This window comes from Pseudomonas rustica (assembly GCF_018336155.1).
Classification (GTDB): domain Bacteria; phylum Pseudomonadota; class Gammaproteobacteria; order Pseudomonadales; family Pseudomonadaceae; genus Aquipseudomonas; species Aquipseudomonas rustica.
Genome location: NZ_JAGYHF010000012.1, coordinates 60160 through 74181, shown reverse-complemented (window position 1 = coordinate 74181; position 14022 = coordinate 60160). Strand labels below are relative to the sequence as shown.

13 protein-coding genes are annotated in these 14022 nt (G+C 59.9%); 10 read left to right on the top strand and 3 right to left on the bottom strand.

Annotated features, from left to right (window positions below):
- Nucleotides 1-91 precede the first annotated feature (91 nt).
- Nucleotides 92-2347 carry an Orn/Lys/Arg family decarboxylase gene (locus tag KFS80_RS21920; RefSeq protein ID WP_212545886.1) on the top strand — a complete coding sequence of 752 codons (2256 nt, stop codon included), beginning with the start codon at nucleotides 92-94 and terminating at the stop codon, nucleotides 2345-2347.
- 14 nt (nucleotides 2348-2361) lie between these two features.
- Nucleotides 2362-2976: a GNAT family N-acetyltransferase gene (locus KFS80_RS21915; RefSeq protein WP_053119395.1), complete on the top strand. Its 615-nt coding sequence runs from the start codon at nucleotides 2362-2364 to the stop codon at nucleotides 2974-2976.
- Here the strand turns inward: KFS80_RS21915 and KFS80_RS21910 are convergent.
- Nucleotides 2942-3835, bottom strand: a complete 894-nt coding sequence (locus KFS80_RS21910) for a LysR substrate-binding domain-containing protein (protein WP_212545885.1) — start codon at nucleotides 3833-3835, stop codon at nucleotides 2942-2944. The two genes, KFS80_RS21915 and KFS80_RS21910, sit on opposite strands and share 35 nt — an antisense overlap.
- Before the next feature lie 84 nt (nucleotides 3836-3919).
- A complete protein-coding gene (locus KFS80_RS21905) occupies nucleotides 3920-4150 on the bottom strand; it encodes a hypothetical protein (protein ID WP_212545884.1) in 231 nt (76 codons plus the stop codon).
- Between the two features lie 181 nt (nucleotides 4151-4331).
- On the opposite strand from KFS80_RS21905, the gene KFS80_RS21900 reads away from it, so the two are divergent.
- Together KFS80_RS21900 and KFS80_RS21895 are read left to right on the top strand one after the other, a co-directional pair.
- A complete protein-coding gene (locus KFS80_RS21900; protein WP_159815522.1) occupies nucleotides 4332-4889 on the top strand; it encodes an NADPH-dependent FMN reductase in 558 nt (185 codons plus the stop codon).
- 162 nt (nucleotides 4890-5051) lie between these two features.
- Complete coding sequence (locus tag KFS80_RS21895; RefSeq protein ID WP_212545883.1) at nucleotides 5052-6335, top strand: arsenic transporter; 1284 nt, start codon at nucleotides 5052-5054, stop codon at nucleotides 6333-6335.
- A gap of 78 nt (nucleotides 6336-6413) precedes the next feature.
- On the opposite strand, the gene KFS80_RS21890 is transcribed toward KFS80_RS21895, so the two are convergent.
- Complete coding sequence (locus KFS80_RS21890; RefSeq protein WP_212545882.1) at nucleotides 6414-7364, bottom strand: DUF1853 family protein; 951 nt, start codon at nucleotides 7362-7364, stop codon at nucleotides 6414-6416.
- A gap of 115 nt (nucleotides 7365-7479) precedes the next feature.
- On the opposite strand from KFS80_RS21890, the gene KFS80_RS21885 reads away from it, so the two are divergent.
- Genes KFS80_RS21885 through pepN form a run of 6 tightly spaced genes read left to right on the top strand, consistent with a single transcriptional unit; the run spans nucleotide 7480 to nucleotide 13996 of the window.
- Nucleotides 7480-8370 carry an NAD(+) kinase gene (locus KFS80_RS21885; RefSeq protein ID WP_003224174.1) on the top strand — a complete coding sequence of 297 codons (891 nt, stop codon included), beginning with the start codon at nucleotides 7480-7482 and terminating at the stop codon, nucleotides 8368-8370.
- Nucleotides 8370-9341: a metallophosphoesterase gene (locus KFS80_RS21880; RefSeq protein WP_053119407.1), complete on the top strand. Its 972-nt coding sequence runs from the start codon at nucleotides 8370-8372 to the stop codon at nucleotides 9339-9341. The genes KFS80_RS21885 and KFS80_RS21880 overlap by 1 nt, the downstream gene beginning before the upstream one ends.
- Nucleotides 9338-10207, top strand: coding sequence for a rhomboid family intramembrane serine protease (locus tag KFS80_RS21875; RefSeq protein ID WP_212545881.1), 870 nt, complete (start codon nucleotides 9338-9340; stop codon nucleotides 10205-10207). The genes KFS80_RS21880 and KFS80_RS21875 overlap by 4 nt, the downstream gene beginning before the upstream one ends.
- Before the next feature lie 33 nt (nucleotides 10208-10240).
- Nucleotides 10241-10501 (top strand): YeaC family protein, encoded by a 261-nt coding sequence (locus KFS80_RS21870; RefSeq protein WP_007919229.1) that lies wholly within the window; start codon nucleotides 10241-10243, stop codon nucleotides 10499-10501.
- Entirely contained in the window at nucleotides 10498-11328 is an 831-nt protein-coding gene (locus tag KFS80_RS21865; protein WP_053119411.1) for a DUF2797 domain-containing protein, read from the top strand. Before KFS80_RS21870 ends, KFS80_RS21865 begins: the two co-directional genes overlap by 4 nt.
- 10 nt (nucleotides 11329-11338) lie before the next feature.
- Nucleotides 11339-13996, top strand: coding sequence for an aminopeptidase N (gene pepN, locus KFS80_RS21860; protein WP_212545880.1), 2658 nt, complete (start codon nucleotides 11339-11341; stop codon nucleotides 13994-13996).
- Nucleotides 13997-14022: the final 26 nt, after the last annotated feature.

Below are 14022 nucleotides of genomic sequence, written 5' to 3'. Positions count from 1 at the left end.
GCCAACTAGCCACCCTCGCCACATTCGCTGCAACCCTCTACCCTGAGTGCATTGGCAGATTCATTTCTGCCGCCTCAGGACACTGAGCCCCATGTACAAAGATTTGAAGTTTCCGGTGTTGATCGTCCATCGCGACATCAAGGCCGACACGGTCGCCGGTGACCGCATCCGTGGCATCGCCCGGGAACTGGAGCAGGAAGGTTTCAGCATCGTCTCTGCCACCGACTACACGGAAGGGCGTCTGGTCGCGTCGACCCATCATGGCCTCGCGTGCATGCTGATTGCCGCCGAGGATGCCTCAACCAACTCGCATCTGTTGCAGAACATGGCTGAACTCATTGGCCTCGCGCGGGTGCGCGCCCCGGATCTGCCGATCTTTGCCTTGGGCGAACAAGTCACCCTGGAAAACGCCCCGGCCGATGCCATGGCCGAGCTCAATCAACTGCGCGGCATTCTCTATTTGTTCGAAGACACCGTGCCGTTTCTCGCCCGGCAAGTGGCGCGGGCGGCGCGCAAGTATCTGGATGGTTTGCTGCCGCCGTTTTTCAAAGCGCTGGTGCAGCACACCGCCGACTCCAATTATTCATGGCACACCCCCGGCCATGGCGGGGGCGTGGCCTATCACAAGAGTCCGGTGGGGCAGGCGTTCCACCAGTTTTTCGGGGAAAACACACTGCGTTCCGACTTGTCGGTGTCCGTGCCCGAACTCGGCTCACTGCTCGATCACACCGGCCCGCTCGCTGAAGCCGAAGCCCGTGCGGCGCGCAATTTCGGCGCGGATCACACCTTTTTCGTGATCAATGGCACCTCGACCGCCAACAAGATTGTCTGGCACTCGATGGTCGCTCGCGATGATCTGGTGCTGGTCGACCGCAACTGCCACAAGTCGGTGCTGCACGCGATCATCATGACCGGTGCGATCCCGTTGTACCTGTGCCCGGAGCGCAATGAATTGGGGATCATCGGCCCGATCCCGCTGAGTGAATTCAGCCGTGAATCGATTCAGGCCAAGATCGATGCGAGCCCGCTGACCAAGGGTCGCGCGCCAAAAGTCAAACTGGCGGTGGTCACCAACTCAACCTACGACGGCCTCTGCTACAACGCCGAGCTGATCAAGCAAAAACTCGGTAACAGCGTTGAAGTCCTGCATTTCGACGAGGCCTGGTATGCCTACGCGGCGTTCCACGAATTCTTTGCCGGACGTTACGGCATGGCCACCTCGCGCAGCGAAGACAGTCCGCTGGTGTTCACCACCCATTCCACGCACAAACTGCTCGCGGCATTCAGTCAGGCCTCGATGATTCATGTGCAGGACGGCGGTGCACGGCAGCTGGATCGTGACCGTTTCAACGAAGCGTTCATGATGCACATCTCGACCTCGCCGCAATACAGCATCATCGCCTCGCTGGACGTGGCGTCGGCGATGATGGAGGGCCCGGCCGGACGTTCGTTGTTGCAGGAAACTTTTGATGAAGCGCTGAGCTTCCGTCGTGCGCTGGCGAATCTGCGTCAGCACATTGCTGCGGATGACTGGTGGTTTTCGATCTGGCAGCCGCCCGGCGTCGAAGGTATTGACCGCGTGCAGACCGAAGACTGGTTGCTGAAACCCGATGCCGACTGGCACGGTTTCGGCGATGTCAGCGACGATTATGTGCTGCTCGACCCGATCAAAGTGACCCTGGTGATGCCGGGCCTCAACGCGGGCGGCGCGTTAAGCGAAAAGGGCATCCCGGCCGCAGTGGTCAGCAAATTTCTCTGGGAACGCGGCTTGGTCGTCGAAAAAACCGGCCTGTATTCGTTTCTGGTGTTGTTCTCCATGGGCATCACCAAAGGTAAATGGAGCACGCTGCTCACCGAACTGCTGGAGTTCAAGCGCAGTTACGACGCCAACGTGCGCCTCGATACTTGCCTGCCTTGCGTAGCGTTGGAAGACGCCGTGCGTTATCGCGGCATGGGCCTGCGCGACCTCTGTGATCAACTGCACGCCTGTTATCGCAGCAACGCCACGGCCAAACACCTGAAACGCATGTACACCGTGCTCCCCGAAATCGCCATGAAACCGGCTCACGCCTACGATCATCTGGTGCGCGGCGAAGTCGAGGCGGTGCCGATCGATGAATTGGAAGGAAGGATTGCCGCCGTGATGCTGGTGCCGTATCCCCCGGGAATTCCGCTTATCATGCCCGGCGAACGCTTTACCGAATCGACCCGTTCGATCATCGATTACCTGAAATTTGCTCGCACGTTCGATAGCAGCTTCCCCGGTTTTGTCGCGGATGTGCATGGATTGCAGCACGAAGACGAGGGCAATGGGCGGCAATACACCGTCGATTGTGTGAAGGAATGAGGACTTTTCCCAGTATGCAACCGGCCGTGAATCCAAAATACCCAGGCCTGTCGGTGCGTGTCGCCGACGAAGGTTTTGCGCCCTATATCTGGGGCAGCGACTTCAGTTTTGAGGTGGCCGCTTACGGCGCGGCGGTGATTGGTCAGCCTGTCGAGCAGTGGCGGGTGACGCCCATCGTGCCGTACCGCAAGTGCTACGGCATCGACCCCGAAGAATTCAGCAGTTTCCGCGATGCGCCGGACAGTGCGATTTTCATGGCGTATCTGGATGACGAGGCGGTGGGCCATTTGGTGATCAGCACCAACTGGAACGGCTTCGCCCATATCGATGAATTGGCGGTGCACGCGCCGGCCCGGCGGCATGGCGTGGCCAAAGCGTTGCTGGATGTCGCTCAGTTCTGGAGCCGCAAGAAGAAGCTGCCGGGGATCATGCTCGAAACGCAAAACAACAACCTCGGTGCTTGCCGGTTGTATGAGCGTTGCGGCTATGTGATTGGCGGTGTCGACGAGCTGCGCTATCGCGGCATTGATCCGAACACCGCCGAAGTGGCGCTGTTCTGGTATCGACTGTTTGATAATCCGCTGGAAAACCCGCTCAGCTCGACAGCATCGCCTCGGCTTGTTCCGTGACGATTGTCAGCAAGGTCTGAATTGCCGCTGACGGCGCGCAGTGTTTGAAGGTCAGCGCGTAGAGGCTGATCGGCACCGCTGGCGACAGTGGGCAGACATCGAGCCCGCCGGCGCGCGCACCGAGGGCGGTGAACGGGTCGACGATGGCCAAGCCTTCGCCGGCCTCGACCATGCTGCGCATCATCTGATGGGTTTGCACGCGAGTCTGGATACTCGGCGCCGGGCGCAAGGCCTGGAGCTTGTTTTCCAGTGCCGGGCTCAGCGGATCCTGACCGTCGAGGCCGACCATCGCCTGACCGGCCAAATCCTGTAGAGAAATGTATTTCTGCTTCGGCTGCAGCCAACCGTGGGGCGCGAGCAGTTGCAGTTTGCCGTGGGCCAGTGGCTGGCAATCAATGTCGGAATGTTCGGGATCGTGCAGGCTCAGGCCCAGATCGCTTTCGCGCAGCAACAGGCTGCGGACGATGTCGCGGGTCGGCGCACTGAGCAGGCTGCACGGTGCATCGGGCAGGCGTCGGCGCAGGGCGGCGAGGCTTTGCGGTAATAGATGTTGGGAGAGCGGCGGGGTGCCGATGATGCGCAAGGGAGGGGCGAGGTACTGTTTGAGGCTACTGGCCAGACGCTGAACCGGCTCGAGCGCTTCATAAACGTGGGCGATTTCGACTTGCAGCGCCCGCGCTTCCGGCGTTGATTGCAAGCGCCCGCGAACGCTGGCGAACAGCATGAACCCCAACTGACTCTCGGCTTCGCGCAAACGCTCTTCGACCTCGGTCACTGGCAACTGCAGCCATTCGGCGGCGGTGCCCAGGTGACCGGTCTGCAAGAGCGCCTGAATCACTTCGATATGGCGTAAACGCATGCGTGAAGTCCATGTTCAGCAGGTGGGGTCAGTGACTGATCCTAACCCAACTCTGCGCATATGACTTCTGCTCATAACGACGAGTTATGAAGCGACGGTTGGCTCAGGTTCGCGGGTCAGGGTGATACCCGACTGAACCAGTTCGAACGTCTGGTCGTCGATCTTCTTGATGCGATCGCCGATGGCCAGTTTGTAAATCGGCTCCGAGCCAGTGAGACCGTCTACCGACGGGTTGGATTCCTGGAATTCATGCACGGAATAAACGCGGCCTTCCGCATCTCTTGCATGGAACTGACCGACGAGTACTGCTGCCATCTGTTTAGAACCTCTGGAGATAAAACGCTTGATTTGCGGTTTTAAGACCGCCATCCAGCGCTGTAAGTTTTCCTGCACGAAAAAAATATTCAGCAGCCGGGATTTTTCCCTCGTCTGCTGGTGGAATTGTCACGGGATCATCTATAACTACAGGCTCCCCCACGGACATCGAGAGTCTTCCATGAGCAATGTCTATAACGTCGCCGTCATAGTCGGTAGCCTGCGCAAAGCATCGATCAACCGCAAAGTCGCCCTGGCGCTGGCGGAACTGGCACCGGCGAACCTGAAACTGAGCATTGTCGAGATTGGCGATCTGCCACTGTATAACGAAGACATTGATGGCGATTCACCGCCGGCAGCCTACAGTACTTTCCGGCAAAAAGTCGGTTCTTCCGACGCGGTGCTGTTTGTTACGCCGGAGTACAACCGCTCGGTGCCGGCGCCACTGAAAAATGCCATCGACGTCGGCTCGCGGCCCTACGGCAAGAGTGCCTGGAGCGGCAAGCCGGGCGCGGTGATCAGCGTTTCGCCGGGGGCCATTGGCGGTTTCGGCGCGAACCAGCACCTGCGCCAGTCGTTTGTGTTTCTCAATGTGCCCTGCATGCAGCAACCAGAGGCTTATCTGGGCGGCGCGGGGACTGCATTTGATGAGGCGGGGAAGTTGAGTGAATCGGTGAAACCTTTCCTGCAAAGCTTTATCAATGCTTACGGACAGTTCGTCGAGCAACACAAAAAATAGTTTCTCCCGAGTTTCCTGATGTAGGCGGACAATGTGGGAGCGGGCTTGCTCGCGAAGGCGGTGTATCAGTCGACATCTGTGTTGGCTGACACACCGCCTTCGCGAGCAAGCCCGCTCCCACATTTGATTTTCTTAGTTCCTGACTTTTGAAGGCTGTTGCGGATGCTTGCTGCGTCACTGATTTTCCTGCTGACCATTACCCTTGTCATCTGGCAACCCAAAGGCCTCGGCGTCGGCTGGAGTGCGACGCTCGGCGCCTTGCTGGCGTTGATCTTTGGTGTCGTGCATCTGAGCGATATCCCGCTGGTCTGGCAGATCATCTGGAACGCCACCGGCACCTTTGTTGCGCTGATCATCATCAGTCTGCTGCTCGACGAAGCCGGGTTCTTCAACTGGGCTGCGTTGCACGTGGCGCGTTGGGGGCGGGGCAGTGGGCGCAAGCTGTTTGCCTTTATGGTGCTGCTCGGCGCGCTGGTGTCGGCGCTGTTCGCCAATGACGGCGCGGCGCTGATCCTCACGCCAATCGTGATTTCCATGCTGCTGGCGCTGCGCTTTTCCCCGGCTGCGACCCTGGCCTTCGTCATGGGCGCAGGCTTTATCGCCGACACCGCAAGCCTGCCGCTGGTGGTGTCGAACCTGGTCAACATCGTCTCGGCAGACTTCTTCCACATCGGCTTCAACCGCTACGCGGCGGTGATGGTGCCGGTCAACTTCGTCAGCGTCGCGGCGACGTTGGGCATGTTGTTGTGGTTCTTCCGCCGTGACATTCCCAAGGCCTACGACCCCGATCACCTTGAACGTCCTGAAACCGCGATCCACGACAAAGCCACGTTCTATGCGGGTTGGGCGGTGTTGGCGATTCTGTTGATCGGCTGTTTCGCCCTTGAGCCGTTGGGCATTCCGATCAGCGCGATTTCCGCAGTCTGCGCCGCACTGCTGCTGGGCATCGCCGCGCGCGGTCACAAGATCTCTACGCGCAAGGTGATGAAAGAAGCGCCGTGGCAGATCGTGATTTTCTCGCTGGGCATGTATCTGGTGGTCTACGGCTTGCGTAATGCCGGGCTGACAAGCTATCTGGCCGGTTGGCTGGATGTGTTTGCTGGCCACGGAGTGTGGGGCGCGGCGCTGGGCACCGGTGTGCTGACGGCACTGTTGTCGTCGATCATGAATAATTTGCCGACGGTGCTGATTGGTTTGCTGTCGATCGATGCGAGTCAGGCGAGTGGGGTGATCAAGGAAGCGATGATTTACGCCAACGTGATCGGCAGCGACTTGGGGCCGAAGATCACGCCGATTGGCAGTCTGGCGACGTTGTTGTGGTTGCATGTGCTGGAGCGCAAGGGGATTCACATTGGTTGGGGGTATTACTTCAAGGTCGGGATTGTGTTGACGGTGCCGGTGTTGTTGGTGACGTTGGGGGCTTTGGCGCTGCGGCTGTCCATTTGAGATCAAAAGATCGCAGCCTTCGGCAGCTCCTACATGGGTATGCGTACATCTGTAGGAGCTGCCGAAGGCTGCGATCTTTTAAACCTGCCCCGGCACATTCGGCCAAAGATCCGACACCAGAAACAACCGCTCCGCCTCTTCCCAATCGCCCCGCGCATTCTCGGTCAGGCGCACCAGCAATTGCGCCGGCGCCATCGGTTCCAGTTCCTCCAGCCACGCCTGCAAATGCACTTCGCTCCAGGTCTGATCCGCCGGGTAATGCGCCGGCGCCAGCCACGCGTGACGGGGCAGGGGCTGCCAGCGACCGGCCGGGCGTTGCGCGACGAACGCTGGCCAATCCTTTTGATGCAACCAACTGCCGCGCAGATGCTGCGGGTGCGCGCCGCTTGGCGACTCAGCCTGACCGGGCCACGGATACAGCAGATAACCGCCCAGCCACAATTGCGCGCTGAACGACTCGATATCCAGCGCCGCCAAGGCTTCACGGCTTTCCGGTCGTGCCGAGATCGGCAGTTGATGACCGGCCAGATGCGCCAGTTTGCGATCCAGCCGATCATGACAACCCGGCCCCAGCCATTGCGCCGAATCACGCCCGTCGCCCTGTTGCGGGCCGAGGTAAAGCTTGATCGCCAGCTCCAAGTGATGCACGCCATCACGGTCACGCAGCAGCATGTCCAGTTCGCCGAGGGTATGGCCTTCGCGGCGGATCGGCAGGTTGGCGGCAATCAACTCGATCCCCGGCGCCTGCGCCACGGCAAATTGCCACAGCCGTTCGTAATACAGACCCAGACGCCGCGTGCGCGCCTGCGATAACCAATGCAGCAAACCGTAGCTGTCGCGGTCGAGTTGTCGCAGCCAATGCTCAAGGCGATGCGGGTCATTCACCCAGTCGCTGCCGGCCAGCGGATGGCGCTGCGGCCACGGGGTGGTGGCGAGCATCGGCGGGGCGAGGATCACCCACGCCAGATCCCGCACTTCCGGATGGCGCAATTGGTGAGGCAACTGGAGCAGGTCGGGAAATAGGATCATCTTGCGAGCATAGCCGTAAACACGAGCGCGCCCTTGAGGCTGAAAGGATTTTGTCTATCTGGCGCTTTCGCCCATAATCCTGTTTTTCGCGTTTTCGATTGTCCGCAGAGGTCCCATGGAGCAATTTCGTAATATCGGCATCATCGGTCGCCTGGGCAGTTCCCAGGTGCTGGATACCGTCCGCCGACTGAAACGGTTTCTGCTCGATCGTCACCTGCATGTGATCCTCGAAGACACCATCGCTGAAGTGCTGCCGGGCCACGGCCTGCAAACCTCGTCGCGCAAGATGCTCGGCGAAGTCTGCGACATGGTCATCGTCGTCGGCGGTGACGGCAGCCTGCTCGGCGCCGCGCGTGCGCTGGCCAAACACAATATTCCGGTGCTGGGCATCAACCGTGGCAGCCTCGGCTTCCTCACCGATATTCGCCCGGATGAACTGGAAGTCGAAGTCGCCAAGGTGCTCGACGGCCACTATCTGGTGGAAAACCGCTTCCTGCTGCAAGCCGAAGTGCGCCGTCACGCCGAGGCCATTGGCCAGGGCGACGCGCTCAACGACGTGGTGCTGCACCCCGGCAAATCGACGCGGATGATCGAGTTCGAGCTGTACATCGACGGCCAGTTCGTTTGCAGCCAGAAGGCTGACGGCCTGATCGTCGCGACGCCGACCGGTTCCACGGCTTACGCGCTGTCCGCCGGTGGCCCGATCATGCATCCCAAGCTCGATGCCATTGTGATCGTGCCGATGTACCCCCATATGTTGTCGAGCCGGCCAATTGTGGTCGATGGCAACAGTGAGCTGAAAATCGTCGTGTCGAAAAACATGCAGATTTACCCGCAAGTCTCCTGCGACGGGCAGAACCACTTCACCTGCGCGCCGGGCGACACCATCACCGTCAGCAAGAAAGCGCAGAAGCTGCGCCTGATTCACCCGCTCGACCACAACTACTATGAAGTCTGCCGCACCAAGCTCGGCTGGGGCAGCAAGTTGGGTGGTGGAGGCGACTGATGCTCGATCCCGCGCGCAGTTATGACCTGATTGGTGACGTGCACGGATGCGCCCTGACCCTCGAACACTTGCTTGACCGACTCGGTTATCACAAGCAAGGCGGGGTCTGGCGGCATCCATCGCGCATGGCCGTGTTCGTTGGCGACATCATCGACCGTGGCCCGCGCATTCGCGAGGCGCTGCACATCGTCCACGACATGGTCGAGGCCGGGCAGGCCTTGTGCATCATGGGTAACCACGAATTCAACGCACTCGGCTGGAGCACCCCGGCGCCACCGGGCAGCGGCAAGCAATTCGTCCGCGAGCACACCAAGCGTCATGCGCGCCTTCTCCACGAAACCCTGACCCAGTTCGAAGGCCATCCCGGCGACTGGCACGATTTCCAGCGCTGGTTCTATGAGCTGCCGCTGTTTGTCGACGCCGGACGTTTCCGCGTGGTGCATGCCTGTTGGGATGCCGGCCTGATCGAACCGCTGCGCGCGCTGTTCCCTAATGGCTGCATCGACGAGCATTTCCTCCAGGCCTCGGCCGTACCGGACAGCTTCGCCTGCACCGTGTTCGACCGTTTGCTGCGTGGCACCGACATGCGCCTGCCCGATGGTTTGACCATGACCAGCGGCGACGGTCTGGTGCGTTCGTTCTTCCGCACCAAGTTCTGGGAAGACGACCCGAAAACCTATGGCGACATCGTCTTCCAGCCCGATGCCTTGCCGGAACCGGTGGCGCAAACGCCGCTGACCTCCACTGAAAAGAATTCCCTGCTGCGCTACGGCGTCGACGAGCCGTTGCTGTTCGTCGGCCACTACTGGCGCAGCGGCAAACCGGCGCCGATCCGGCCAAACCTCGCGTGTCTGGATTACAGCGCCGTGCTCTACGGCAAACTCGTTGCTTATCGCCTGGATCAGGAAACCTTCCTCGATCCAAATAAATTTGTCTGGGTCGATGTTGAGCGGCCGGAGGTGCTGCAATGAGTTCGGTAGCGGTATTACGTCTGCCTTTAGGCGTGGATCTGAGCGGTTTCGTCAAACTGCTGCAACGCATGCAAGTGCCGCATCGCGTCAGTGAAGAGGCGGGCGAGCAAGTGTTGTGGGCGCCGTCGGAAATCAGCGAAGACGTGCGCTCGTTGTACGAACGCTTCCCGACCGGTGATCCCGATCAGCAACTGGACATTCCCGTCGCGCCGACCGTCAAACGCCCAAGCTTCGCCGAACAACTGAAATACGCCAAGGCCACCGGCTTCATTCTGCTGCTGTGCCTGATCGTCGGCGGCCTGACTTACCTCGGTGAAAACCTGCAAACCCTGCGCTGGCTGACCTTCCTCGACTTCCAGGTGGTCGGCGAATACATCCATTTCACGCCGTTGGCCGACAGTCTGGCAGCGGGGCAGTGGTGGCGTCTGGTTACGCCGATGCTGATCCACTTCGGCATCCTGCACCTGGCCATGAACGGCATGTGGTATTGGGAGCTGGGCCGGCGCATCGAGTCGCGGCAGGGCAGCATCAACCTGATCGGCCTGACGCTGCTGTTCAGCCTGGTCTCTAACTATGCGCAATACATCTGGAGCGGCCCGACGCTGTTCGGCGGCCTCTCTGGCGTGCTGTACGGTTTGCTCGGGCATTGCTGGATCTTCCAGTTGCTGGCGCCGAACCCGGCCTATCGCCTGCCGCGCGGCGTGCTGGTGATGATGCTGGTGTGGTTGCTGGTGTGCATGTCCGGGGTGATCTCGGTCATCGGTTTCGGCGAAATCGCCAACGCCGCCCACGTCGGCGGGTTACTCATCGGATGCTTCACCGGTTTGTTGGGTGGTTTGTATAACCGCCGTAAACTGGCCGCCTGAATTTTTTTGTAGATAAAGAGCACGGAGACCCTGATGTCCTCTTTTAACGACATGATCAACAACATCACCCCGGACATCTACGAGAGCCTGAAACTGGCCGTGGAAATCGGCAAATGGTCGGACGGTGGCAAACTCACCGCCGAACAGCGCGAGTTGTCGTTGCAGGCGATGATCGCCTGGGAAATCCAGAACCTGCCTGAAGATCAGCGCACCGGTTACATGGGCCCGCAAGAATGTGCATCGAAGTCGATCGAAGTGCCAAACATCCTGTTCAAGTCGGATGCTATCCATTGATCGAGATTGGCCGCGGTGCAATCAGCAAAATGTCGGCGCGCCTCGACGGGCCGAACGTGCAATACGCGTTTCGTCTGGATGACGTCGAGGTGCCGGTCAATCCCATGATCGGCACCACGGTGCGTCTGGAGTACCTGGGGGCGATCCACTGCACCCATTGCGGGCGTAAAACCAAAACCAGTTTCAGTCAGGGCTATTGCTACCCGTGCATGACCAAACTGGCGCAATGCGACCTGTGCATCATGAGCCCGGAGCGTTGCCACTATGACGCCGGCACCTGCCGCGATCCAGCGTGGGGCGAGCAGTTCTGCATGACCGATCACGTCGTGTATTTGTCCAATTCGTCGGGCATCAAGGTGGGCATCACCCGTGCGACGCAACTGCCAACGCGCTGGATCGATCAGGGCGCGTGTCAGGCGTTGCCGATCATGCGCGTGTCGACGCGGCAGCAGTCGGGCTTCGTGGAAGACCTGTTCCGCAGCCAGGTCGCGGACAAAACCAACTGGCGCGCGTTGCTCAAGGGCGATGCGGCAACGGTGGATCTGGCGCAGGTGCGCGATCAGCTGTTTGAAAGCTGCGCCGAAGGCCTGCAAGGTTTGCAAGAGCGATTCGGCCTACAAGCTATTCAGACGATTGCCGATGTAGAACCTCTCGAAATCCGCTATCCGGTCGAGCAATACCCGGCCAAAATCGTCAGCTTCAACCTGGACAAGAACCCGATTGCCGAAGGCACGTTGTTGGGCATCAAAGGCCAGTACCTGATCTTCGATACCGGCGTGATCAATATTCGCAAGTACACGGCTTATCAGCTCGCCGTGCATCAATAAGGACTCCAGCATGCGCACCGAACAACCGAAGATGATTTACCTCAAGGACTATCAGGCGCCCGAGTACCTGATCGACGAAACACACCTGACCTTCGAGTTGTTCGAGGATCACAGCCTGGTACACGCGCAATTGGTCATGCGCCGCAACCCGGCGCGTGGCCCGGGCCTGCCGCCGCTGGTGCTCGACGGCCAGCAACTGGAACTGCTCTCGGTGACCCTGGCCGACAAAGAGCTGGGCGCTGCTGACTATCAATTGTCCGAGAACCATCTGACCCTGCAGCCGACCGCCGAAACCTTCACGGTCGACACCAGCGTCAAGATCCACCCGGAAACCAACACCGCACTGGAAGGCTTGTACAAGTCCGGCACGATGTTCTGCACCCAGTGCGAAGCCGAGGGTTTCCGCAAAATCACTTATTACCTCGACCGCCCGGACGTGATGAGCAAGTTCACCACCACCGTGGTCGCCGAACAGCACAGCTATCCGGTGCTGCTCTCCAACGGCAACCCGATTGCCTCGGGCCCTGGCGAAGACGGCCGGCACTGGGCAACGTGGGAAGACCCGTTCATGAAACCGGCATACCTGTTCGCGCTGGTGGCCGGTGATTTGTGGTGCGTTGAAGACACTTTCACCACCATGACCGATCGCACCGTCGCGCTGCGTATTTACGTCGAGCCGGAAAACATCGACAAGTGCCAGCACGCGATGAACAGCCTGAAGAAGTCGATGCGCTGGGACGAAGAGGTTTACGGTCGCGAGTACGATCTGGACATCTTCATGATCGTCGCCGTCAACGACTTCAACATGGGCGCGATGGAGAACAAGGGCCTCAACATCTTCAACTCCAGCGCCGTGCTCGCTCGCGCCGAAACCGCGACCGACGCTGCACACCAGCGCGTTGAAGCGATCGTCGCTCACGAATACTTCCACAACTGGTCGGGCAACCGCGTGACCTGCCGCGACTGGTTCCAGTTGTCGCTGAAGGAAGGCTTCACCGTATTCCGTGATTCCGGTTTCTCCGCAGACATGAACTCGGCCACGGTCAAACGTATTCAGGACGTCGCCTACCTGCGAACCCACCAGTTCGCCGAAGATGCCGGCCCGATGGCTCACGCCGTGCGTCCGGACAGCTTCATCGAGATATCCAACTTCTACACCCTGACCGTGTACGAAAAGGGCTCGGAAGTGGTCGGCATGATCCACACCTTGCTCGGCGCCGAAGGCTTCCGTAAGGGCAGTGATCTGTACTTTGATCGCCATGACGGCCAAGCCGTGACCTGCGACGACTTCATCAAGGCCATGGAAGATGCCAACGGCGTTGACCTGACTCAGTTCAAACGCTGGTACAGCCAGGCCGGTACGCCGCGTCTGGCGGTGAGCGAGTCTTACGACGCCGCCGCGAAAACCTACAGCCTGACCTTCCGCCAGAGCTGCCCGGAAACCCCGGACAAAGTTGAAAAACTGCCGTTCGTGATTCCGGTCGAATTGGGCCTGCTCGACAGCAAAGGCAACGAAATTGCCCTGCGCCTGAGCGGCGAAGCATCGGCGCAAGGCACCACCCGGGTGATCTCGGTGACTGAAGCCGAGCAGACCTTCACTTTCGTTGACATCGCTGAACAGCCGCTGCCATCGCTGCTGCGCGGTTTCTCGGCGCCGGTGAAACTGAGTTTCCCGTACAACCGCGATCAGCTGATGTTCCTGATGCAGCACGACAGCGACGGTTTCAACCGCTGGGATGCCGGTCAGCAACTGTCGGTGCAAGTGCTGCAAGAACTGATTGGCCAGCAGCAGAAGGGCGAAAGCCTCAAGCTCGACCCGCGTCTGGTGTCGGCGCTGCGTACCGTGCTGTCGGACGAATCGCTGGATCAGGCGATGGTCGCCGAAATGCTCTCGCTGCCGGGTGAGGCTTACCTCACTGAAATCAGCGAAGTGGCTGATGTCGATGCGATCCATATCGCCCGTGAGTTCGCGCGCAAGCAATTGGCCGAAGGCTTGTTCGAGGCGCTGTGGCTGCGTTATCAGGCCAACCGTGACCTGTCGAAGAAGACCCCGTACGTCGCCGAAGCCGAGCACTTCGCCCGCCGCGCGCTGCAGAACATTGCGCTGTCTTATCTGATGCTCAGCGGCAAACCGGAAGTATTGGCGGCGGCGCTGGAGCAGTTTGAAAACGCCGACAACATGACCGAGCGCCTGACTGCGCTGGCGGTGTTGGTCAACTCTCCGTTCGAAGAGCAGAAAGCGCTGGCGCTGGCGAGTTTTGCCGAGCACTTCAAGGACAACCCGCTGGTTATGGATCAGTGGTTCAGCGTGCAGGCGGGCAGCACCTTGCCGGGCGGTCTGGAGCGCGTGAAGGCGCTGATGCAGCATCCGGCGTTCAACATCAAAAACCCGAACAAGGTGCGTGCGCTGGTCGGTGCGTTTGCCGGGCAGAACCTGATCAACTTCCATGCGGCGGATGGTTCGGGTTATCGCTTCCTCGCGGATCTGGTGATTGAGCTGAACGGCTTCAACCCACAGATCGCTTCTCGCCAATTGGCACCGCTGACGCGCTGGCGCAAATATGACGATGCGCGCCAGGCGCTGATGAAAGGCGAGCTGGAGCGGATTCGGGCGTCGGGGCAGTTGTCGAGTGATGTGTTTGAGGTGGTGAGCAAAAGCCTGGCGTAACGCCGATCCCTGTAGGAGCTGACGAG